A 23117-nucleotide genomic window follows, 5' to 3' on the forward strand; every position below is an offset into this window, starting at 1 on the left:
GAACCCGACGACGCCATTCACGGCCCACTCAGGGCGCGAACTCGACGCCTTTGAACTCGAACCGGGCGCCCGATCCGACCTCGCTCTCGACCGCCTGGACGTCCCACCCGTGGGCCTCGGCGATCCAGCGCACGATCGCCAGCCCGTAGCCGGTGCCGTCGGCGGCCGTCGAGAAGCCGAGGTCGAACACCTTCTCGCGCTTGTCGGCCGGGATCCCCGGCCCGTCGTCTTCGAGGTAGAAGCCGTCGTCAAGGACGCCCACGCGGACGGTCAGGTCGGCCCTGTCGGCGTCGGTCCCGTGGTCGATGGCGTTGCGAAAGAGGTTCTCGAAGAGGCTGCGGAGCCGGTCCGGGTCGGCCAGTATCGTGGCGTCGCCCTCGGTCTCCAAGGCCGCCTCGTGTGTGTCAACGATCGTCCAGCACTGGCCGACGAGCTCCGAGAGGATCACCGGCTCCGTCTCGCCGACGTGGCGGCCCTGCTTTGCGAGTTCGAGGGTCTCCTCGACGATGGTCCACATCCGGTCGACGGCGTCTCCGATCGCATCGAGGTGCGGCGAGTCGCAGTCCTCGCGCGCGATTTCGAGGTTTCCCTCGACGATGTTCAAGGGGTTCCGGAGGTCGTGGGCGACGACGCCCGCGAACTCCTCCAAGCGGTCGTTCTGCCGCTCTAATTGTCGTTCGTACGCCTTCCGCTTGCCGATGCGGCGGAGGGAGACGATCGCGCCGATCCGGGCCCCGTCGTCGTAGACCGGCGTCACGCGGGCCTCGGAGGGGAGCCGGCGCGGCACGGGCGCGCCCTCGGGGTGGTGCATCGACAGCTCGACGCGCTCTTCCTCGGCGTCGCCGGCGAGGACCGCCTCGACGGCCGCCCGGAGCTCCTCGAATCCGGATTCGATGATCTCGCCGAACCGCGCGTAGTCGTCGCCCACGACTTCCGATTCGCTGAACTCGCCGATGTCGCAGAAGCGCTGATTGGCGAACGCGATAGTCCCGTCGGCGTCGATGGCGATCGTCGGCTCCATCTGATTGCGGGAGACGACTTCGAGGTCGATGTCCCCCTCGCCACGGGCCATAGCTCCTGTACAGGAACGCAGTACGTAAAAGGTTAGTATCTACACCCAATCTGACGTCTCCGAAAAAACAGATATCCGCGTCGAGATCGACGGACGGCGGGGTAGTCGTTGAGATACGCCGGCTGGGATATATACCGACCAGCAGTAAACTCGGAATCGAGTAGTCGGTGGCGGGATTTAAGCGGAGCCGCCGAGTAGATCCGGACGATGGGAGAGTTATCCGAGTTGTTCGCGCCCGAGCGCATCGCCGTGGTCGGCGCGACGGACCGCGACGGCTCCGTCGGACGGGCGATTATGGAGAATCTCCTCGATTCGTTCGTCGGCGAGGTCGTCCCCGTGAACCCCAAGCGCGAGTCGGTCTTCGACCGGCCCGCGCGCGACGGCGTGGGCGAGACCGACGCCGATCTCGCCGTGATCGTGGTCCCGCCCGACGTCGCCGTCGAGTCGGTCCGCGAGGCCGGCGAGGCGGGGATCGGGAACGTCGTCGTCATCACCGCCGGCTTCGGCGAGACCGGCAGCGAGGGCGCGGCGCGCGAACGCGAACTGAAAGACGTCGCTGAGGCCTACGACCTGAATCTGGTCGGCCCCAACAGCCTCGGGATTATGTCGACGCCGGTCGGGATGAACGCCACGTTCGGCCCCGAGGACGCCGCCGCGGGCCGGATGTCGTTTATGAGCCAGTCGGGGGCGTTCATCACCGCGGTGCTGGACTGGGCGAACGAACAGGGCATCGGCTTCAAAGACGTCGTCTCGCTTGGCAACAAGGCCGTCCTCGACGAGTCGGACTTCGTGGACGCGTGGGGCACAGACCCCGACACCGACGTCATCATCGGCTACCTCGAAGGCATCGACGACGGCCAGCGGTTCATCCGCTCGGCCCGCGAGGTGACCCAGGACACCCCGATCGTGCTCGTGAAGTCCGGCCGGACCGACGCCGGCGCCCAGGCGGCCTCCAGTCACACCGGGACCATCGCGGGCTCCGACGAGGCCTACGAGGCGGGCCTCGAACAGGCGGGCGTCATCCGCGCCGAGACGGTCCAGGAGCTGTTCGACGCCGCGCGCGTCCTGGAGAGCCAGCCCGTCCCCGAGCGCGACGGCGTCGCCGTGATCACGAACGCGGGCGGCCCGGGCGTGATGACGACAGACGCCATCGGCGACTCGCGGCTCTCGATGGCCTCCTTCACCGACGAGACCTTGGAGGCCTTCCGCGAGGCGCTCCCCGCCGGCGGCAACGTCTACAACCCCGTCGACGTCGTCGGCGACGCCGACAACGAGCGCTTCCGCGACGCCGTCGACGTCGCGCTCGGCGACGAGAACGTCGGGAGCGTGATCGTCCTCGCGTGTCCGACGGCCGTCCTCGACTACGAGCAGTTGGCCCGCGACACGGTCGCGCTCCAAGAAGAACACGAAAAGCCCGTCGCGGCCTGCTTTATGGGCGGCGCGCGGGTCGAGGCGGCCGAGGCGCCGCTCGCGGAGGCCGGGATCCCGAACTACTTCGATCCCGCCCGCGCGGTCGACGGTCTCGATGCGCTCTCGCGCTTCCGCGACATCTCCGAGCGGGAGTACGACGAGCCGACGGCCTTCGACGTCGACCGCGAGCGCGCCCGCGAGATCCTCTCCTCCGTGGAGGACCGCGCCGACACCCGCCTCGGCGTCGAAGCGATGGACCTGCTCGACGCCTACGGTATCGAAACACCCGAAGGCGACATCGTCGACGCCCCCGCCGACGCGCTGGAGGTCGCCGAGGGGATCGACGGCGACGTCGTGATGAAGATCGTCAGCCCGGACATCCTCCACAAGTCCGACATCGGCGGCGTCAAGGTCGGCGTCCCCCACGAGGAAGTCTACGACGCCTACGAGGACCTGGTCTCGCGCGCGCGGAACTACCAGCCCGACGCGACGATCATCGGCGTTCAGGTCCAGGAGATGGTCGACCTCGACGACGGCGTCGAGACGATCGTCGGGATGAACCGCGACCCGCAGTTCGGCCCGCTCCTGCTCTTCGGCCTCGGCGGCATCTTCGTCGAGACGCTCGAAGACACGACCTTCCGCGTCGCGCCCGTCTCCGAGGCCGAGGCCGAGACGATGACCGAAGAGATCGACGCCGCGCCGCTCCTCCGGGGTGCGCGCGGCCGCGACCCCGTCGACGTCGCGGGCGTCGCCGAGACGATCCAGCGGCTCTCACAGCTCGTCACCGACTTCCCCGCGATCTTGGAACTGGACATCAACCCCCTCGTCGCCACCCCCGACGTCGTGAAGGCCGTCGACGTGCGGCTCACCGTCGACCCCGAGGAGCTCTGATCACCGATGCACGAACACACCCTACTCGTCACCTCGACCGCAGAAAGCACCGGCAAGACCGCAATCACCCTCGCGCTCGGCCGCCTGGCACAGGCGCGCGAGAAGCGCGTCGGCTATATGAAGCCGAAGGGGACCCGGCTCCAGTCGAACGTCGGCAAGACCCTCGACGAGGACCCGATGCTCGCGCGGGAGCTCCTGGGACTCGATAGCGAGATGCACCAGATGGAGCCGATCGTCTACTCGCCGACGTTCATCGACGGCGCGATCCGGGGACAGGAAGACCCCGACGAACTCGGCGCCATCGTCGCAGAGCGCTTCGCGGAGCTGGCCGCCGACACCGACCTGATGCTCGTCGAGGGCGGCGGAAGCTGGACCACGGGCGGCATCGTCGACCTGACCGACCCCGAGGTCGCCGACCGGCTCGACGCCGAGGTCCTGCTCGTCGCGGAGTACGAGCAGGCCGGCGACCTCGACGACGTCCTCGCGGCCGCGGACGCCTTCGGCGACCGACTCGCGGGCGTGCTGTTCAACCGCGTGGCCGACGCCGCCTTCGACGAACTCGAACAGGAGGGCGTCCCGTTCCTCGAAGGCCGGGGCATCCCCGTCGTCGGCGTCGTCTCCCGCGAGCGGGAACTGGCGGGCGTGACCGTCGACGCGCTGGCGGCGGAACTCGGCGCCGACGACCTCGTCTCCGGCGACCGCGACGCCTACGTCGAGCGGTTCCTCGTGGGCGCGATGGGCGGCGACGCCGCGCTGCGGTACTTCCGCCGGACGAAGAACGCCGCGGTCATCACCGGCGGCGACCGCTCGGAGATCGTCACCGCCGCGCTCGAAGCCCCGGGCGTCAACGCGATCATCCTCACCGGCGGCCACCGCCCGACGCCCGCCGTGCTCGGCAAGGCCGAGGAGAAGGGCGTGCCCGTGATGCTCGTCACCGGCGACACGCTTTCGGTCGTGGACCGCGCGGAGGCAGTCGTCAACACCGGCCGCGCCCGCGACGCCGAGACGATCGATCGGATGAGCGAACTCCTCAACGACCACGCGGACGTCGAGTCGCTCATCGGCGGAACCGGGGACGAACCCGACACGGAGGGCGACGCTGGAGACGACGCGGGCGCGTAGCCGTCGACGGGCTCGAATCTCGCTCCGTTCGCAGCTTCTGTACCATCGAGAGTGAATCGATAGACAGCGGCGCCTACGCCGCCAAAACTGCCCTCTCACGTCGGTCAGAACCCCGATGCCGACGCCGCGTAACAGGTCATTAACTAATACCGTAGCGTCAGACACTGGGGTATGGACTTTGACTGGCCGACGTACTTCGAGTGTGCCGCCTGCGACGCTGAAATCCCGGCCGATGCGGTCCAGTACGACGATCTGGGCTACCCCGAGTGTCCGGAGTGCGGTGCGCGCACCGGACCGCTCGCGCGTCTCGAAGCCGTCGAGACGATCGAGCGCGGGCTGGCGGACTGAGATCCCGTCTGGCGCCGGTCCGCAGTAGACCCACGATCGATCTGTGAGTCGGACTGACGCTTTCGTCTACCGACCCGGAAGATACAGGCCCGCGACCCGCGAGGAGTGACTATGGACTGGTCGCGCACGCGCGAGGAGGCGGGGTTCGTCGAGTGGACGCGCACGGACGGGTACGTGACGATCCGGCGGCGACGTCGCCCCGACGGTGACTGGGTGGTCCGGCTCGATCGGCTCTATCAGGCCCCGGAAGGAAGCGCCTACCGCCGGGAACGCGTCGACGACGAGGAAAGAGCCGAAGCGCTCGTCGAGACGTGGAAAGCGGAAGCCGAGCCCGACGCGGATGCCGGCTCGCGGGACTGACGGGAACGTCGGTCGCTACTCCTGGAGGCGCTGGGTGGTCTCGATCAGCGGATGTCTGCCGTAGTCGGCGATCTCGATGTCGCTGATCGACGAGAGGCCCTCCTTGTCGGCGGTGCGTTGCATCCCGAGTTCGACCTTCTCGTCGAGGACGATGACCGAGGCGTCCATCTCCTCGATCCCCAGTTGGTAGGCGGCCATCACCCGGTGGTGTCCGTCGGCCAGCAGCAGGTCGCCGCCATTGTCGATGACGACGAGCGGCTCCGCGAGCCCGCGTTCGAGCTCGTACTGGCGGCCTTCGAGTTCGTCGGCGTAGACGCGGGCCTGCGTCGGCGTGAGGTCGTCGAGCCTGACCGTCCGCGACTCCTGGTGGACCGTGATCTCGTGGATCTGTTCGAGGGTCCGCATCAGCTTGCCGACCTTCTCGGGGGTGGCGCGCTCGATCTGCGAGCGGACGACGTCCGTGTTCGAGATGATCCCGACGAGGTTGTCGGCGTCGTCGACGACGGGCAGCTTCTGGATCCCAGAGCGCAACATCACGCGCGCGGCGTCGATCATATCCATCTCCGGGTCGGCGACGATGATGTCCTCTGTCATCACCGTGAAGATGGGGTCCTCGTCGCCGACCAAGAGCAGGTCCCTGGCGGTGACAAAGCCCTCGACTTTCCGCCCCTCCGAGACGGGAAACCCGTTGTGCCCCTCCGTCTCCTTGATCCGACGGGCGACGTCGGCGACGGTGTCCGACGGCGAGACCGTCTGTACCTCGCGCGTCATGTACTCCTTTACCTGCGGTCTCCCGCTCATCGTGAGCCGATACGCGGCGCCCGTGCAAAAGCGTCCCGACCGTGGAGAAAATAACAGTGAACAGCGCGGCCGAACGGGCGTCGGCTCACTCCGGGTCCTCGTCCCGATCCCACGCGCCGAAGGGATACTCCGCGGACCAGCCGGCGTCGCCCTCGCCGATCCCCAGGAGCGTCGTCGCGTCGTCCAGGGTCTCGAACAGGCGACTCGCGATCACGTCGGTGACGATCCGTTCGAGATCCGCCGCCGAGTCCTCGTCGCTCTCGGCGAGGATCCCGAGCGGGACCTGCGCGCCGGCCATATCCGCGTGCCCGCCCGCGCTGCCGATGGCGTCGAACGCGTCCCGGAGCGTCTCGCCGAGGTCGACGTCGGTCCCGCGGGCGCGGCCCGAGACGTAGACGGTGCCGTCCTTGAAGCCGTAGATGACGGCGATCCGGATTCCCTCCATGTTCAGCAGGCGATCGGCCGCCTGCGCGAGGGCGTCCCGGTCGGAGATCGCGCCGACGTTCGACGCGAGGGCGTCGCCGCGGACGTCGCGGTTGCGGATCGCGCGAGCCAGCGTCTCCAGCACCGCAGAGGTCATACTCGGCGACTCGACGCGGTCCAAAAGCGAGAGGTCCGCGTGCGAGAGGAGCCACGCGGCCGCGCCGAAGTCGGCCGGCGAGACCTCCCGCGAGAAGTCGTTGGTGTCGACCCGGATCCCGAAGAGGAGCGCGGTCGCCAGCGACTCGTCGGGGTCGATCCCCGCCCGTCGGAGGTAGTCCGTCACGAGGGTACTCGTCGCACCGATATCGCGTCTGAGGTCGATGAAGTGCGCCTCGACGGGGGCCCGCGGCGGATGGTGATCGACGACGACGTCGACGGTCGTGTCCTCGGGGAGGCCGTCGTTGACGCCGGGGCGGGAGTGGTCGACGAGCGCGACGCCGGCGTACTCATCGAGTTCCGAGCCGGATTCCAGTTCGACGAGATCCAATCCGAGGAGGTTCACGAGCGCGCGGTTCTCCTGGTGGGAGATGTCGCCGAAGTAGCACGCGTCGGCGGGGACATCGAGCGTGGCGGCGATCCGCGCCACCGCGAGCGCGCTCGCGATGGCGTCGGGGTCGGGGTTGTCGTGCATCACGACCGCCAGCCGGCCGTCGATCCGACGCAGCGTCGCGAACAGGCGTTGCAGTTGTTCGGCGCCGGGGCCGACCGCCAGCTCCTGAACGCGGTCGACGAGCGTCTCCCGGACGTCGACGACGCGGTCGGCGGCCGAATCGAGGCGGTCTCGCGTGGTCGGATCCGCCGACGTGCTCGCCAGGCCGACGATCTGCGCGTCGGGATACGCCGCCCGCGCCCGCTCGGCCGCTGCGGCGTTCGCCGCGTCGTCGTCGCTGGCGACGTAGACGAGGTCTGCTCGCGGCGGCAGCGCGTCGTCGTCGATACTGGTGTGCTCGACTGACACACCGCTCCCGATGCCGTCCGGGACTGTCTCGTTCTCGCCAGCGACGATCGTCAACTCCCCGGGCCAGGAGGCGAGGCGCTCGACGGTCTCGCGTGCGATCGATCCGCACCCGAGGACCAGCCGCCGTTGCATACGCGGACGTCCGGACGCGGGCGCTAAAAACACCCCACCTTTTTGCTGACTCGGGTGCGCCTCCGGCGCACCGCTCGTTGCAAAAAGCTGGACCAAAAAACGTCCGACTCGCCGCCTTCGGCGGCGTCGTCGGTGAACCGCTCGCTCCGCTCGCGGACCCAGTTTCGACAAAGCATTTACATATTTCGCGGGGACTACTCCGTATGCCTCTCCTCAAACGACGTCAGCTCCTCAATGTCGGTGCTACTCTGGGCTCGACAGCACTTGTGGGATGCACAGCGGTTCGTTATGATGCTTCTAGCACGGCTACAAAAGCCTCTGGAGAGTCTCCACCAGTTCGTGGAGACGCTGAGCCGATCGAAATCGAACAGACGTTCTCCAGCGAGACGTACACGTATCTTTCCAGTAATGATACAGTGAAATATCCCAAATCCCGTTCTGGTGAAGAGGGTGGCAGATACGGCTCCCGTCCATTCGCAGACTGGGCGTACACGAAGGGTGCGTCAGTAAGCGCGAGCGCAGTATCGGATCGCCTTCAAGAGCGAGTCTCCGCGGAAGATGCGCTCTCTGTTGGGACATCGTCACAACCCAACGACGGCAGTCGTGTGATGATCAGATTAGAGACGACCACGAACAGAAGTGGGGACGTACTCACAGAGCCGTCGGTCTCACAACCGTCCGTTGTTGATGTGACGCCCTCAAGTGTCACAGCTACGGTTCTCCTCGCCCACCAAGAAGCCGTCAATACCTACCCGGTCTATGTGACGCAATTGACTCGGCAACAAGTGTAGTGCGATATCCCTGCCAAGGCTATTCAGAAAATCACCTCAGCAACGGCAGTAAGGAAGAGAACAGCGTATGTCAGCAAATATATAAATCCACAAATTGGACGCTTTTTCGTCCAGCTTTTTGCAAGGGAGCGGTCGCGCAAAGCGCGACCCGACGCAGCAAAAAGGTGGGTTCTAGAACAGCGCCGCAGCGACCGACTGCGCGGTCTCGATGACCGGGCCGAAGCCGGGCAGCAGGAGCAGCGTCCCGATCCCGGCGAACAGCACCGCGGCGTAGAGGCCGACCGGACGGCTTCCGATCTCGAAGTCGCCCGCCGGCTCTTCGATCCACATCGCCTTCACGACGCGGCTGTAGTAGAACAGCGACAGCGCGCTGTTGATCGCGCCGACGGCGGCGAGCCACCAGAACCCGGCCTCGATGGCCGAGTAGAAGAGGGCGTACTTCGAGAGGAAGCCCCCGAACGGCGGCAGGCCCGCGAGGCTGAACATGAACACCGTCATCGCCACGGCGGCGACCGGTGCGGCCGACGCGAGGCCGTTGTAGTCCTCGAAGGTGCGGCCGACGCCCCAGTGTTCGACCAGGGCGATGAACAGGAACGCGCCCGTGTTCATAAAGCCGTAGACGAGCAGGTGGGCCATCGACGCCCCCAGGACGTCACCGTTGGGACCGCCCGCCGACAGCGCCGCGAGGCCGATGAGCGCGTAGCCCGCGTGTCCGATCGAGGAGTACGCGAGCATCCGCTTTACTTTCTCCTGGGTGGCCGCGGCGAAGTTCCCGAGCGTCATCGTGACGACCGCGAGCACCTGGAACGCGAGCACCCAGTCGACGCCCGCCGGGATCGCTCCCAGCGGGAAGGCCTCGACGAAGACGCGGAACGCGACCGCGAAGCCGGCGGCCTTCGACGCCGACGAGAGGAAGCCCGAGATCGGCGCGGGCGCGCCCTCGTAGGCCTCCGGCGCCCAGAAGTGGAACGGCACGGAGGCGGTCTTGAACGCGAACCCGCCGACGATCATCAGGACGCCGATACCGAGGACCCCGACCATCTCCGAGCCCTCGACTGCGCTCGCGACGTCGCCGAAGATCATCGAGCCGGAGGTGGCGTACACCAGGCTGATCCCGAAGGCGAACACGGCCGACGACACCGCCCCGATCAGGAAGTACTTGAGCCCGGCCTCGACGCTCCCCTTGTCCTCTTTGAGGTACGCGACGAGCGCGTAGGAGGGGATCGACGCGAGCTCCAGGCTCACGAACGCGGTCGCGAGCGAGTTCGCCATCGCCATCAGGGTCATCCCCGTGGCGGCGAACAGCACGAGGGCGTAGAACTCCGCCCGGTGGCGCTGCTCGCGGAGGTAGTCGTAAGACGCGACGACCACCATCGCGGTGACGATCGTGAAGATGAGCGTGAAGAACAGGCTCATCCCGTCGACGACCAGGGCGTCGCCGTACAGCGTGATCTCGCCGCCGGTCCGCGTCTGACCGGTGCCGGCGACGAGGAACCACGCCGTGACGCCGAAGGCGAGCAGCGAACCGACCGCCGAGGTGACGGCCAGGACCGTGTTGCTGGTCTCGTCGGGCCACAGCATATCGATGCCGAGCAGGACCAGCCCGGTCACGCCGAGCAGGATCGTGGGCGCGAGCGCGGACCACATCGGAGTGCCCGCGTCCGCGGACTGGAGGAGGAGCGACATCACAGCCCACCTCCCGTCAGGATCGGATTAACAGCGTCTTGGATCATCCCGAAGAAGAGGTCGGGGGCGACCCCGAGGACGATGACCAAGAGCAGGAGGACGGCCAGCGGCGCGACGTCGTGGGTCGGCGCCTCCGTGATCTCGTACTCGCCGTCGAAGCTGAACGGGCCGAACAGCGTCCGCTGCATCGCGAAGAGCAGGTAGCCCGCGACGATCACGATGCCGAACATCGCCGCCCCGGTGAAGAGCGGCATCGCCGAGTGGACCGTGGAGGCGAACGAGCCCTTGAAGATGAAGAACTCGCCCGCGAAGCCAGCCATCAGCGGCAGGCCCATATAGCCGAACGCGCCGGCGACGAAGATGCCGGCGGTGACCGGCATCCGGTCGGCGATGCCGGACATATCGCCCACCATCCGGGTGTGGGTCGTGTTGTAGATCACGCCGACCGCCATAAACATCAGCCCCGAGATGAGGCCGTGGGCGATCATCTGGAACGTCGCGCCGCCGACCCCGTAGGTCGTGTACGCGACGAGCCCGAGGATGACGTAGCCCATCGAGGACACAGACGAGTACGCGACGATGCGCTTGAGGTCCTGCTGGGCGAGCGCGAGCAGCGCGCCATAGATCACGCTGATCACGGCGATCCCCGCGATGGGGACGACGAGCGCGGTCGCGACGTCGGGCATCATCGTGAAGTTGAACCGCAGCAGGGCGTAGGTCCCCATCTTCAGGAGGACGCCAGCCAGCATCACGGACACCGGCGTCGGCGCCTCGACGTGGGCGTCCGGCAGCCAGGTGTGCAGCGGCGCGACGGGCACCTTCACCGCGAAGCCGAGGAACGTCGCCACGAAGGCGACGGTCTTCAGCGTCGCGGCGTTCAGCCCCGCGAAGCCGCCGAGTTCGCCGGCCCGAAGCGCCTGGGCGATCTCCGGCAGCCGCATCGACGACACCGAGTCGCCGAGGCCGAAGACCAGGGCGATGAACCCGATGAACATCACGAGCGACGCGATGTTCGTGTACACGAAGAACTTGATCGCGGCGTAGCGGCGATTGGGACCGCCCCAGACGCCGATGAGGAAGTACATCGGGACCAGCACGGCCTCCCAGAAGACGAACCACGCGAAGAAGTCCAAGGCGGTGAAGACGCCGAGGAGGTTCGCCTCCATAAAGAGCATCAGCCCGTAGAACTGGGACTGGCGCTCGGAGATCGGCGTCCACGCGCTGACGATCGCGAGCGTCGAGAGGATCGTCGTGAGGACCAAGAGGGGAAGGCTGATGCCGTCGACGCCCACGAACCAGTGGAGGTCGAGGCCGCCGAGCGTCAGCCAGACGAAGTCGGTCTCGAACGCGATCGAGCCGCCCAGCAGGGCGTTGCCGCTCGCGTCGTACTGTGCCCACATCCAGAGGCTCCCGAGGACCGGGAGCACGCTGAGTGCCGCCGCGAGTCGACCGGCGTACTCGTCGGGGGCGACGAACACGACCAGCGCGGCGAGGAACGTGACAGCGATGAGCGCTTCAATGATCATACGAACCACCCTCCGAAGATCCCGAAGGCGACGAGTAGTGCCGTCAGGCCGAGTGTGAGGAGCGCCGCGTAGTTACTCACCACGCCCGTCTGGATGCGACGGATGCGACTCCCCGAGAACAGGCTGACGCTGGAGACGCCGTTGACGACGCCGTCGACGACGCCGCCGTCGAACTTGTTGGCGACGCGCGCGACCGGGCGCGTGACGCCGTTCGCCAGCCAGACCTGGTACTCGTCCTGGTAGTAGTTGTTGTACAGCAGCGACTTGATGCGCCCGAGCCGGTCCGTGTGCCGGATCGGCTCGGGGACGTCGTACAGGAGGTACGCGACGCCGGAGCCCGCCAGCGCGAGCCCGAGCGAGACGGCGCCCGGAATGAGCGGACTCAGGTGGACGCCCTCGGCGCCGTAGCCCGCGAAGTCGTGCAGCAGCGACGAGTAGTGCTCGACGGTCACGCCCTCGATGCCGTGTTCGAGCCACTTGTGCAGGTACTCGATGTGGAGCCCCGTCAGCTCAGCGACCGGCGTCATGTTCACGAAGCCGGCGACGGCGGCCAGGATACCGAGTACGACGAGCGGGCCCTTGACGTTCCAGCGAACCCCGTGGGGATCGCGGGCCGTCTGGGTCCGCGGCTTGCCGTGGAAGGTGAGAAACACCATCCGGAACGTGTAGAAGCCGGTGAAGAACACGGCCAGGAGTCCCATCGCGTACGCGCCGAGCAGGATCGGGTTCCCGTCGAGGCCGTGAAGCAGCGTCTCGTAGAGGACCTCGTCCTTCGACCAGAAGCCGGCGAACGGGAAGATGCCGGCCAGCGCCAGCGACCCCGAGAGGAAGGTGTAGTAGGTCACGGGCATCTTGTCCTTCAGACCGCCCATGTCCCACATATTCTCGTTGTGGTGCATCGCGATGATCACCGAGCCCGCCCCCAGGAAGAGCAGCGCCTTGAAGAAGGCGTGCGTCATCAGGTGGAAGGTCGCGGCGACGTAGCCGCCGCCGCCGAGGGCGAGCATCATATAGCCGTACTGCGAGATCGTCGAGTACGCGAGCACCTGCTTGATCTCGCGCTTGACGACGCCCATCGTCGCGGCGAAGAGCGCGGTGAAGCCGCCGATGAACGCGATGATCGCTAAGGCGTTCGGCGACAGCGCGTAGAAGCCGTACATCCGCGCGACGAGGTAGACCCCGGCGGCCACCATCGTCGCGGCGTGGATGAGCGCCGAGACCGGCGTCGGGCCTTCCATCGCGTCCGGCAGCCAGGTGTGCAGCGGGAACTGCGCGGACTTACCGATCACGCCGCCCAGGACGAGCAGGCCGACGATCGTGAACCACGTCTGCGGCGCGAAACCGAACGTGTTGACCGCGGGCGCGCCGCCCCGGAGCGCCGACTCGGCGAGCGCCGGGAACGAGCCCCGGCCGGCGAACTTCGCCGTGCTGAACGTCGCGAAGACCGCGACGACGCCGACGAGGAAGAAGTAGTCGCCGAAGCGCGTCACGAGAAACGCCTTCTTGGCCGCGCTCGGCGGCCCCGGCTCCCGGAAGTGGAAGCCGATGAGCAGGTACGAGCAGAGTCCGACCAGCTCGAAGAACATAAACGCCATCAGCAGATTGTCCGCGACGACGAAGCCGAGCATCGACGCGGTGAACAGGCCGAGACCGGCGTAGTACCGCGGGAGGCCGGTCTCGCCCTCGTCGTTCATATACCCGAGGCTGAAGACGTGGACCAGGAAGGCGATGAGCGTCACGATGAGCAGCATCATCGCCGACAGCGGGTCGATCAGGAGCCCGAAGCTCAGATCGACCGCGTTGATGCCGTCGGCCCACACGTAGATCGTTTGCTCGTACGTCCGTCCCCCGGACACCGTCAGGAACGTCGCGGCGGCCAAGAGGAGAGAGCCGGCCGTCGCGGCGATCCCGGCGAGCGCGCCGCCCTTCGGCAGGCGGTCGCCCACCGCGAGCGCGACGAGGAACGAGACGAACGGCAACAACACGATCGCGGGTGCGAAGTCGAATATTCCTGCCATCTTACCACCTCATCGTTGTCGCTTTGGTGACGTCGACGTCGTCGAAGTCGCGGTACAGGACCAGGATGATCCCGACGCCCACCGCGACCTCGGCGGCGGCGATCGCCATCACGAACAGCCCGAACGTCTGCCCCGTGAGGTTCCCCCAGACGTAGGAGAACGCGACGAGGTTGATGTTCGCGGCGTTCAACATTAGTTCGACCGACATCAGGAACAACAGCGCGTTGCGCCGCGTCAGGATCCCGAACAGGCCGATACAGAAGACGGCCGCCGAGAGCAGCAGGTAGTACTGCGGCGGGACCATCAGTCGTCTACCTCCTCGCTGTCGCTGTCGATCGTGAGCGTCTCACGCAGCCGCCGACCGCCGTCCGTGAGGACCGTCATCGTCCGGTCGCCGGACTCGCGACGCGCGAGCATCACGGCGCCGACGAGCGCGGCCACGAGCAGGATGTCGATGGTCTCGAACGCGATGAGGAAGCTCTCGGCCGCGACGTCACCGAGGCCCAGATTGAACATCGCATACCCGATGCTGGCGGTGATGTTCGCGTCCTCGGCGAACCCCTGCGGAGCGGGGAGCGCCGCCGAGAGGAACGCGGCGGCCATCACGACGAACAGCGCCGCAGCCGCGAGACCGGGAACCAGATGCGATCCGAGTTTCAGTTCCGGCTTCGTTGTCATATGCTACTCACCTCCGGTTCTGCACGCGTCAGCATCACGGCGAACGTGATGAGGATGAGAACCCCGCCCACGTAGACGAGGATCTGCATCGCGGCCAGAAATTCGGCCTGCAACATCACGTAATGCACCGCGACGCTCAAGAGCGCGCCCCCGAGCAGGAGTGCGGAGTGCCAGACGTCCCGCACGAGGACGACGCCCAGGCTGCAGCCCACAGTCACGAGGGCGAACAGCGCGAACGCGATGGTCTCATAAACCATTGTGTGTGTCTCCTTGAGGAACCCCTTTGAAGATTTCGAGAAGTCCGCGAACGGCCGTAGGCGACCGACGGGACTTCGATCCGATTCCGCGGACGAGGGGCGTCACGTCACTGGTAGTCCACCTCGCCCTCCCCCTCGCCGATCCACGCGTCGCGGTCGGGCTCCCGGGAGTTGAGCGGGTCGATGTCCTTGTACCACGGGACGTTCTTCAGCTGTTCTTTGTTGTACACGAAGTCGTCCTTCGTGTCGGCGGTGAACTCGAAGTTCTGGGTCAGCAGGATCGCGTCGACGGGACAGACCTCCTCGCAGAGCCGGCAGTAGATGCACTGCCCGATGTGGAGGTTGTACTGCTCCCCGTTGCGCTGGTCGTCCTGTACGATCTGGATCGTGTCGTTCGGACAGACGTTCTCGCACTGCCGACACCAGATGCACCGCTCTTGGCTGAACTTGTGGACCCCGCGGAACCGGGGGCTCACTTCGGGCGCGACGTCCGGGTACTCGACCGTGAACGTCTCGCCGTCCAGCGCGTGCTTCATCGTCGTCGCCATCGATTTGAGTACGCCGATCATTATGCGATCACTCCCACGATGATGGCCGTGAGCGCCAGGTTCGCGAAGGAGAGCACGAGCATCCCCTTCCAGCCGATGTCGAGGAACTGGTCGATCCGGAGCCGGGGCACCGCAGACCGGGCCCACTGGGTGAACAGGTAGAACGCCCAGATCTTGATCGTGAACCACACGAAGCCGGGCAGGAACGGACCGGCCGGTCCGCCCAGAAACAGCGTCGCGGCGATCGCGCCGCCGAGGAAGATGTGGATGAACTCCCCGAGGTAGATCAGGACGAAGTACACGGAGGAGTACTCGGTCTGGTACCCGGCGACGATCTCGGTCGGCGCCTCCGGCACGTCGAACGGATTGCGGCCGACCTCAGCGAGGTTCGCGATCACGAACAGCACGAAGGCGAAGGGGTTCACGAACGCGAACCACTGCGGAATCGTGACGCCCGCGATCGACAGGAGCGGCTCCGTCTGCTGTGCGACGATCTCGCTCATCTGGAGCGTGCCCGTGAAGACGACCACCGACGCCGCGGTGACGACGAGCGGGATCTCGTAGGCGATGTTCGAGGCGATCGCCCGCAGGCCGCCCAGGAGCGAGTACTTGTTGTTCGAGCCGTAGCCCATCATCACCAGGCCGAGCGAGGCGATCGACGACGCCGCGAAGGCGAAGACGAGCCCCGTCTCCGGGTCGGCCAGGTGGATGCCGTTGCCCATCGGGATCACCGCGAACCCGAGCAGCGCCGAGAAGGGCACGAAGAGCGGGCCGAGGTCGTAGGTCGGTCGATCGACGCCCTCCGGGATCACGAGCTCCTTCGAGAGCAGGCGGACGGCGTCGGCGACGATCACGACCAGGCCGAACGGCCCCACGCGGTTGACCGCGATGCGGTCTGTGAACGCGGCGGTGATCTTCCGCTTGGCCCACGGGCCGGCGACGGCCGTCTGGACCAAGAGGAGGTTCGCGATGATGAAGGCCCCGATCAGGCCGCCGACGATCTGCCCGACCGTCCCGGAAAGGCCCAGGAGGCCGGCGATCGTGTCCGGCAGCGGCGTGGTCGACTGCAGCGGCGCGACCATCAGCGATCCACCTCGCCGAGGACGATGTCGAGGCTACCGAGCGATGCGATCATGTCCGGGATGTACTCGCCGTTACTCATCTCCGGCAGCGTCTGGAGGTTCGAGAAGCACGGGCTGCGGATCTTGAAGCGGCCGGGCTTTTCGGTGCCGTCGCCGCGGATGTAGATCCCCAGTTCGCCCTTCGCGGCCTCGACGGCGCGGTAGATCTCCTTGTCGTCGGCCGGGCGCAGCGTTCGGGGGACGTTCGACTGGATCTCCCGTTCGTCTTCGGGCCAGTCCTCCAGCAGGTCCGCGCACTGCTCGATGATCTTCGCGGACTCTTCGACCTCGCGGAGCCGGACGAGCAGCCGGCTGAAGTTGTCGCAGCCGTCCTCGGTGATGACGTCCCACTCCAGCTCGTCGTAGTAGCCGTAGGGGTCGTCGCGGCGGAGGTCGTAGTCGATGCCGGAGCCGCGGGCGACCGGTCCGGTCGCGCCGTAGGACTTCGCGACCTCCGGCGGCAGGACGCCCGTGTCGATGGTGCGGGCCTGAAGGATCTCGTTGGACGTGATGAGGTCGTGGTACTCCTCCAGCGCCTCCGGGAGGTCGTCGAGGAAGTCACGAACCGTCTCGAAGAAGTCCTCGCGGGGCTCGGGGAGGTCCCAGACGACCCCGCCCAGCCGGAAGTAGTTGAACATCATCCGCTGGCCGGTGAGGTCTTCGAGGATGTTCTGGACCTTCTCGCGGTCCCGCATCGCGTACATAAAGATCGCGGTGAAGTCGCCGTAGACGTCCAGCGCGAACGTCCCGACCGCGAGCATGTGCGAGGCGATCCGGCAGAGCTCGGCGCCCATCGTCCGGATGATCTGAGCGTACTCCGGGACCTCGATGTCGTTGAGGTCCTCGGCCGCGCGGGCGTAGGCCCACTCGTTGAGCAGGCCGGAGGAGGCGTAGTCCCAGCGGTCGGGGTACGGCATAATCTGGTGGCGGTACGTCTTCGTCTGACACATCTGCTCCTCGCAGCGGTGGAGGTAGCCGATGTCGGGGTCGACGTCCGCGACCTGCTCGCCGTCGAGCACCGTCTTCACGTGGAGGACGCCGTGGGTCGCGGGGTGGTGTGGCCCGATGTTGACGTACATCGTGTCGCCTTCCTCCTCGCGGTGGTCGTCGGCGAGGGGGTTCTCCCACTCGTCGAGCGTGACGATCTGCGGCCGGTCCTGGTCGTAGTTCTGCGAGAGCGGATGGCCCTGCCAGGTCTCCGGCAGGAGGATCCGGCGCAGGTCCGGGTGGTCGTCGTACTCGATGCCGACGAGGTCGTAGGCCTCCCGCTCGTGCCAGTCGGCCGTCCGGAACACCGGCGCGGCGGACTCGCTCACGGGATCGTCCTTCGTCGTCGGGACGACGACGCTGACCTCTCGCTGCCGGTCGTCGTAGCTCGTGAGGTGGTAGATCGACTCGTAGCGGTCCTCACGTTCCTCGGCGGTGACACACGAGAGGTGGTCGAAGCCGGCCTCGTCGCGGAGCCGTCGGAGCGCCTCTTGGACCGCGTCGGGCCGGACGACGACGCCGGGCGCGTTGACGTGTTCTTCGGTGTCGACGACGAGGTCGCCGAGCAGGGATTCGATCTCCTCGGCGGCGGTCGGCAGCGCCTCGACGGCGCCGTCGTCGGGTGCCGGTTCCTCCAGGCTCATGGCGAATCAGCCCAGTTGTACCGCATCACCAGATCGTCCGCGTCGATCTGGTCGGCGAGCTTCTCGACGACCTCGTCGCGTTCGAGGTCGTCGAACTGTTCGAGCTCGTAGGGCTTGACGGTCACCGGGCTCGACTCGCCCTCGGCGATGCGCTGCTGGAGCTTTGCGACGCCGTAGATGAGCGCCTCGGGACGCGGGGGACAGCCCGGGACGTGGATGTCGACGGGGATGACCTCCTCGGCGCCCTTGATGACGTTGTAGCCCTCCTGGAACGGGCCGCCCGAGATGGTACACGAGCCCATCCCGACGACGAACTTCGGCTCGGGCATCTGGTCGTAGACCCGCTTCATCCGCGGGGCGAACTTCGAGACGATCGTCCCGGGGACGATGATCACGTCCGCCTGCCGCGGCGACGCGCGGGGGACCCCGGCCGCGAAGCGGTCAAGGTCGTGTTTCACCGAGTAGGTGTGCATCATCTCGATGCTGCAACACGCGATCCCGAACTGCAGCATAAACATCGAGGAGCCGCGGACCCAGTTCATGAACTGGTCGAACTTCGTGAGGATGAATGGCGAGGAGCCGAACGCCTCCCGAAGCTTGGAGTTGAAGCGGTTGTCCGCGCCGCCGCCCGTCATCCGGGCGTCCCGCGTGTCGGTCTGTACTTGCGTGTCGTCCGTGACGAATGGTCTGTCTCGTTCGCTACTCATGCGTTTCTCTCCGTCTTCTGGCGGTTCGCCAGCGGGCTTTTGACCCACTTGACTGCGCCGTTGCGCCACGCCCAGACCAGGCCGACGACGAGCACGCCGATGAACACGAGCATCGGCCACAGCACCGTCATCAGTCCGACTCCCTGGTCGAGGGCGGACCGGTAGATCACGGTCCACGGGAAGATGAGAACGGTCTCGACGTCGAAGATGAGGAACAGCAGCGCGACCATATAGTACTGGATGTTGAACTGGACGCGCGCCGTCCCGGTCGGGACCTCACCGCTCTCGTAGGTGGCGCGTTTACCTTGTTCCGGCACCGAGGGGCGAAGCAACGCTGACACCGCCATCATCCCCAGCGGGATGCCGACGGCGACGACCCCGAGGGCGCCGATTGCGATCCATTCACTCATTCCTAAGTCTCCCTGACGTTCGGCAGTTAGCAGTGCCCCCCCATAAGCGTTGATTTATACTGTCGCTCGGGCACAAGTCCGGCGCCTCGCGCCCCGAGCACTGCGAGATCGTCACACGCGTGGGATGTCCACACAGACGTCCGCGGTGAAAAGAGCGACCCCCTACTCGTCGTTTCGGCTCTCGACGTACCCCGCGACGCCGAGATCGTGGAGGTCGCGCGAGTCGCGCGCGACGGCGCCGACGAGCGACTCGTGGTACTCCACCAACCGCTCCTCCAGGTCCTCGTGCTCGCGCGCGAGGATCTGTGCGGCCGACAGCGCGGCGTTGAAGGACTTGCCGGCGTCGACGGCGACGATCGGCGCGCCGGTCGGCATCCCGATCACCGAGTCGACGGACTTCTCCTGGACCGGCACCCCCACGACGGGGATCGGGTACGCGATCGAGGCGGTCATATTGGGCAAGTCGGCGGACTTGCCGCCCGCGCCCGCGATGATCACGTCGAGGCCGCGGTCGGCGGCGGTCTCGCCGTAGGCGTACATCAGCTCGGGCGTCCGGTGGGCGGAGACGATGTAGGTCTCGTAGGTGAAGCGCGACTCCGGGGCCTCGTCGAAGTCCGTCTGCTCTGCGAAGCCCAGTTCGGAAAGCGCGTCGTGGGCGCCGCGCATCACGTCGAGGTCCGAGTCCGAGCCCATTATGATGCCGATGTCCGGCGTCGTCGCCGGGTCGGCGTCGGCGTCGGCCTCCGCGCGGAGGCGATCGATGAGGTCCTGTACGGTCACGTCGGCGTCGGAATCTGGCGTGTAGTCGGTCATCGGTTGGATCCGTGGATTACTCGAAACGGAGCGCGTCGCGTGCTTCTCTCGCGTGCGCGAGGAGGTCGCCGGGATCGGCTCTCGCGCCGTCGCCGCTGTCGCCGCCCGTCAGCGTCACGTGGCCCATCTTCCGGAGCGGACGGACCTCGTCCTTGCCGTACCAGTGCAGCGAGGCATTTTCATCTTCGAGGACGGCCTCGCCGTTGCCGAGGCGAGCGGGCTTCGGCTCGTCGACGGTACCGAGGACGTTCGCCATCACGGTCGGACAGCGCAGCCGGGTCGAGCCGAGCGGCCAGCCGAGGACGGCCCGGACGTGCTGTTCGAACTGGGAGGTCCGCGCGCCCTCGATGGTCCAGTGGCCGGAGTTGTGCGGCCGCGGGGCGATCTCGTTGACCGAGATCTCGCCGTCCGGGGTCTCGAACAGCTCGATCCCGAACACGCCGCGCCCGTCGAGCGTCTCCAGGACGTCGCGGGCGACTTCGTCGGCGCGGTCGAGCACCTCGTCGTCGGTCCGCGCGGGGAGGATCGTCTCCCGGAGGATCTCCTCCTCGTGGACGTTCTCGCCCGCGGGGAAAGTGCGGACCTCGTCGTCGCCCTGGACGGCGATCACCGAGAGCTCGCGGGCGAAGTCGACGAACGTCTCCGCCATCGCGGGGCCGCCGACGGCCTCCATCGCGTCTTCGGCGTCTGCGGGGTCGGTGACGGGGACGTTGCCGCGGCCGTCGTAGCCGCCGGTGCGGGCCTTCAGCATCACCTCGCCGAACTCCGCGAGCGCCTCGCGGAGGTCGTCGGCGTCGTCGACCCGGCGGAACGGCGGCACGGGCACGCCCGCCTGCTCCAGCTCGCGCTTCTGGACGAGCTTGTCCTCGATGGTCTCCAAGGTCTCGGGCGCGGGGTTCACCGAGAGCCCGAACTCTCCGGCGACCGAATCGAGCAGCTCCGCGTCCGCGAGTTCGATCTCGAAGGTCAGGGCGTCGACGCGGGCGGCGAGCTCGCGGAACGCCTCGGGGTCGTCGAAGTCGCCGACGACCTGGTCGCGGGCGACCGGCGCGGCTGGGCAGTCCGGGGTCGGATCGAGGACGATCACCTCGACGCCGAGGGGCGCGGCCGCCTCGGCGAGCATCCGGCCGAGTTGGCCGCCGCCGACGACGCCGAGCGTGGGGCCGGGTACGGTGACGGTCACGGGCGAGAGTACCGAAGGATGGTGAATAAACCTTGCCGAACGGGTCGGAGAATGTGCAGGGACGTGCGTATCCTCCCGGAGCTCCCGATTATTCGACCGGCTCGCCGCGCTCGGCGTACTCCGGCGCCACCTCGCGCAGGCGCTCCGTGTCGACGAAGACGACGACGCGGTCGTTCCAGAGCCGGAAGTCGTGCTCGAAGGCGGTGTAGCCCGACAGTTCGGCCGCGACCTCGTCGCGGTCGTAGTCCTTCGCGATGACCACCGGCGGAGCGTCCGCGAGCGCCTCGGCGGCCGGCAGGTCGGGCGCCGAACTGGTCACCTCGGCGTCGTACTGCTCCAGGTACCACGGCAACGGCAGGCGGTCGTGCCACGCCGGACCGCCCGGCGGTGCGGTCCGCAGCGACGACTCGTTGCGGACGTAGAACACCTCGCCGTCGCCGCCCGGCGGCCGCGTCCCGACGAAGAGGACGTCCGTCCCCTCGTTTGCGGCCGCGACGTCGCCGACAACCTCCATCGTCGGCTTGAGGTCGTTCGCGGGCTGGGCCCACTGGAGGACCTGCTTGTCCTCCTCGGACGCGGAGTTGAAGTACGCCGCGTTGGCGGCGACGGCGCCGCTGAACGCCGCGAGCACGACGAGCGCGGCGAGGCCGACGCTGACCGCGTCCCGCGAGTCGAGCGCGTCGCGGGCGGACGCGACGACGAAGCCGACGCCCGCGGCCGCCGGAACCGCGAGCGGGAGGATCACGTGGACGGCGGCCCAGGGTGCCTGGATGTCGGTCGCGATCGGGTAGCCGAACAGCGACGCGACGGCCCAGTAGGTCGCGAAGGTGACGATCTCGCGCGGCCCGTCGCCGCGGATCCCGTAGCGGTCGACGGCGATGCCCAGCAGGCCGAACGCGATCACCGCCGGCGCGCCGTAGACCAGCGTCTCGGCGAGGTCGTGGAGGTACGGGAGGTACGGGTGGTCCTGGTGGCTCCCGCCGGCCCAGGTGTCGACGAACTTCTCCCCCGCGCCGACCGTGCCGGAGTCGACGACGCCCGGGATCATCGACGGCGTCGTGAACGCCTGCCAGAGATCGGGCCGCGGCGCGTAGAAGAACAACACGACACCGAGAAAGACGGCCGCGGCGCCGACCGCGGCCCCGACGACGCGTCCGAGCGACGCTCGCGGCGTCGGCCCGTGCGCGAGCAATCGTGAGGTGACGGCAGCACGCCACCGGCCGAACACCGCACGCGCCGACTCGCCGCGGGCCCGCGCCGCGATCAGTCGGTGGTCGGCCAGCAGCGCGCCGGCGCCGAGGAAGCAGAGCACGTAGACGATCGCGTTTTCCTTCGTCGTGAACGCGAGCCCGAGCGAGAACGCCGCGGGGAACGCATAACGGAGCCGTCCGGTGTCGAAGCCGCGGACGACGAAGCCGAGCGCGACGAACGAAAGCGCCGCCACGAGGACGTCGTTGCGCATAAACCGCGAGTAGTAGACCAAGAGCGGATTCAGCGCGAGGAGCGCCGCGAGCGCGACGAGCTCCGTGTTCCGGAGCCGCTCGCGGAACAGCCACACCGACAGCGGCAGGAGCGCTCCGATCACCGCGACCGGGAGGCGCGCCGAGAAGTCCGAGACGGGGAGCAGCGCGAACAGCCAGTCGTTGACGATCGGCAGGAACGGCCCGTGGACGATCGGCCGGTACTCGTGGACGCCCGTCTCGTGGTACCGGAGGATCCAGTAGCCGACCCGACCCTCGTCCCAGTGGAAGATCCGCCCGCCGAGCGCGGCGGTCCGGAGGACCAGCGCGGCGACAGTGAACGCGACCACGCCGACGAGGGTATGCCGCCGGCCGAAGTGGTACTTCTCTCGCGTTCGCGAGACGACCTCCGAAATCGCTGTCGCCTCGCCGACCGTCGATTCGGTGCCGGCCGACGCGTCCGCGGCCGATTCGGTCCGATCGGCCCCGGCCGGATCCGAGAGCGTGTCGTCGCCGGGGCGCGACGGCGTCCCGCGGGCGGACTGGGGTTGCTCGCCGATCTCGTCGGCGGACGAGACGTCGGCGGACGAATCGCTGGAGGGCGGAGCGTCGGAGTCGCGGGGGCCCGCGTCAGGGCTCATCGTCACTGTGTGTCGGCCACGCCGTTACAACTCTTGTGTTTGGAATTCCGAGGGGTCGTGTTTCGACGCC

The 23117-nt window shown here is 67.5% G+C and carries 21 protein-coding genes; 4 read left to right on the forward strand and 17 right to left on the reverse strand.

The window, feature by feature from the left end:
• Positions 1–28 precede the first annotated feature (28 nt).
• Positions 29–1072 carry a two-component system sensor histidine kinase NtrB gene (locus OS889_RS08790; RefSeq protein WP_372389126.1) on the reverse strand — a complete coding sequence of 348 codons (1044 nt, stop codon included), beginning with the start codon at positions 1070–1072 and terminating at the stop codon, positions 29–31.
• A gap of 207 nt (positions 1073–1279) precedes the next feature.
• On the opposite strand from OS889_RS08790, the gene OS889_RS08795 reads away from it, so the two are divergent.
• The 4 genes from OS889_RS08795 (at position 1280) to OS889_RS08810 (ending at position 5203) form a co-directional block, all read left to right on the forward strand.
• Complete coding sequence (locus tag OS889_RS08795; RefSeq protein WP_372389128.1) at positions 1280–3373, forward strand: acetate--CoA ligase family protein; 2094 nt, start codon at positions 1280–1282, stop codon at positions 3371–3373.
• A 6-nt stretch (positions 3374–3379) separates the two neighbouring features.
• Complete coding sequence (locus OS889_RS08800) at positions 3380–4495, forward strand: phosphotransacetylase family protein (protein WP_372389129.1); 1116 nt, start codon at positions 3380–3382, stop codon at positions 4493–4495.
• 171 nt (positions 4496–4666) lie between these two features.
• A complete protein-coding gene (locus tag OS889_RS08805) occupies positions 4667–4843 on the forward strand; it encodes a hypothetical protein (protein WP_372389131.1) in 177 nt (58 codons plus the stop codon).
• Positions 4844–4954: 111 nt separating this feature from the next.
• Complete coding sequence (locus OS889_RS08810) at positions 4955–5203, forward strand: DUF7543 family protein (protein WP_372389132.1); 249 nt, start codon at positions 4955–4957, stop codon at positions 5201–5203.
• A gap of 15 nt (positions 5204–5218) precedes the next feature.
• Here OS889_RS08810 and OS889_RS08815 read toward each other — a convergent pair whose 3' ends face one another.
• From OS889_RS08815 to OS889_RS08890, 16 genes are all read right to left on the reverse strand, one after another.
• Positions 5219–6004: a CBS domain-containing protein gene (locus OS889_RS08815; RefSeq protein WP_372389134.1), complete on the reverse strand. Its 786-nt coding sequence runs from the start codon at positions 6002–6004 to the stop codon at positions 5219–5221.
• Positions 6005–6089: 85 nt separating this feature from the next.
• The gene (locus OS889_RS08820; protein WP_372389136.1) at positions 6090–7577 is read right to left on the reverse strand and encodes a DHH family phosphoesterase; all 1488 of its coding nucleotides are present in this window, start codon (positions 7575–7577) and stop codon (positions 6090–6092) included.
• Positions 7578–8539: 962 nt separating this feature from the next.
• Positions 8540–10054, reverse strand: a complete 1515-nt coding sequence (locus OS889_RS08825; RefSeq protein ID WP_372389138.1) for an NADH-quinone oxidoreductase subunit N — start codon at positions 10052–10054, stop codon at positions 8540–8542.
• On the reverse strand, positions 10054–11580 hold the full coding sequence (locus OS889_RS08830) for a complex I subunit 4 family protein (RefSeq protein WP_372389139.1): 1527 nt from the start codon (positions 11578–11580) through the stop codon (positions 10054–10056). Before OS889_RS08830 ends, OS889_RS08825 begins: the two co-directional genes overlap by 1 nt.
• Positions 11577–13598 carry an NADH-quinone oxidoreductase subunit L gene (nuoL, locus tag OS889_RS08835; protein ID WP_372389140.1) on the reverse strand — a complete coding sequence of 674 codons (2022 nt, stop codon included), beginning with the start codon at positions 13596–13598 and terminating at the stop codon, positions 11577–11579. Before nuoL ends, OS889_RS08830 begins: the two co-directional genes overlap by 4 nt.
• A gap of 1 nt (position 13599) precedes the next feature.
• Positions 13600–13902 (reverse strand): NADH-quinone oxidoreductase subunit NuoK, encoded by a 303-nt coding sequence (nuoK, locus tag OS889_RS08840; RefSeq protein ID WP_372389142.1) that lies wholly within the window; start codon positions 13900–13902, stop codon positions 13600–13602.
• Positions 13902–14276, reverse strand: a complete 375-nt coding sequence (locus OS889_RS08845; RefSeq protein ID WP_372389145.1) for an NADH-quinone oxidoreductase subunit J family protein — start codon at positions 14274–14276, stop codon at positions 13902–13904. The genes nuoK and OS889_RS08845 overlap by 1 nt, the downstream gene beginning before the upstream one ends.
• On the reverse strand, positions 14273–14533 hold the full coding sequence (locus OS889_RS08850; RefSeq protein WP_372389147.1) for an NADH-quinone oxidoreductase subunit J: 261 nt from the start codon (positions 14531–14533) through the stop codon (positions 14273–14275). Before OS889_RS08850 ends, OS889_RS08845 begins: the two co-directional genes overlap by 4 nt.
• Positions 14534–14640: 107 nt before the next feature.
• On the reverse strand, positions 14641–15102 hold the full coding sequence (locus OS889_RS08855; protein WP_103992160.1) for a NuoI/complex I 23 kDa subunit family protein: 462 nt from the start codon (positions 15100–15102) through the stop codon (positions 14641–14643).
• Positions 15102–16163 carry a complex I subunit 1/NuoH family protein gene (locus OS889_RS08860; protein ID WP_372389150.1) on the reverse strand — a complete coding sequence of 354 codons (1062 nt, stop codon included), beginning with the start codon at positions 16161–16163 and terminating at the stop codon, positions 15102–15104. The genes OS889_RS08855 and OS889_RS08860 overlap by 1 nt, the downstream gene beginning before the upstream one ends.
• Positions 16163–17833: an NADH-quinone oxidoreductase subunit D gene (locus OS889_RS08865; RefSeq protein ID WP_372389152.1), complete on the reverse strand. Its 1671-nt coding sequence runs from the start codon at positions 17831–17833 to the stop codon at positions 16163–16165. The genes OS889_RS08860 and OS889_RS08865 overlap by 1 nt, the downstream gene beginning before the upstream one ends.
• Positions 17830–18540, reverse strand: coding sequence for an NADH-quinone oxidoreductase subunit B (locus tag OS889_RS08870; protein ID WP_372389154.1), 711 nt, complete (start codon positions 18538–18540; stop codon positions 17830–17832). Before OS889_RS08870 ends, OS889_RS08865 begins: the two co-directional genes overlap by 4 nt.
• Entirely contained in the window at positions 18537–18950 is a 414-nt protein-coding gene (locus OS889_RS08875; RefSeq protein ID WP_372389155.1) for an NADH-quinone oxidoreductase subunit A, read from the reverse strand. The genes OS889_RS08870 and OS889_RS08875 overlap by 4 nt, the downstream gene beginning before the upstream one ends.
• 162 nt (positions 18951–19112) lie before the next feature.
• The gene (gene purE, locus OS889_RS08880) at positions 19113–19763 is read right to left on the reverse strand and encodes a 5-(carboxyamino)imidazole ribonucleotide mutase (RefSeq protein ID WP_372389157.1); all 651 of its coding nucleotides are present in this window, start codon (positions 19761–19763) and stop codon (positions 19113–19115) included.
• Between the two features lie 16 nt (positions 19764–19779).
• Positions 19780–20946 (reverse strand): 5-(carboxyamino)imidazole ribonucleotide synthase, encoded by a 1167-nt coding sequence (locus tag OS889_RS08885; RefSeq protein ID WP_372389159.1) that lies wholly within the window; start codon positions 20944–20946, stop codon positions 19780–19782.
• An 88-nt stretch (positions 20947–21034) separates the two neighbouring features.
• The gene (locus OS889_RS08890) at positions 21035–23047 is read right to left on the reverse strand and encodes a flippase activity-associated protein Agl23 (RefSeq protein WP_372389160.1); all 2013 of its coding nucleotides are present in this window, start codon (positions 23045–23047) and stop codon (positions 21035–21037) included.
• Positions 23048–23117: the final 70 nt, after the last annotated feature.

Origin of the sequence: Halobellus sp. MBLA0158 (assembly GCF_041477585.1) — an archaeon.
In the GTDB taxonomy this organism is placed as follows: Archaea; Halobacteriota; Halobacteria; order Halobacteriales; family Haloferacaceae; genus Haloquadratum; species Haloquadratum rubicundus.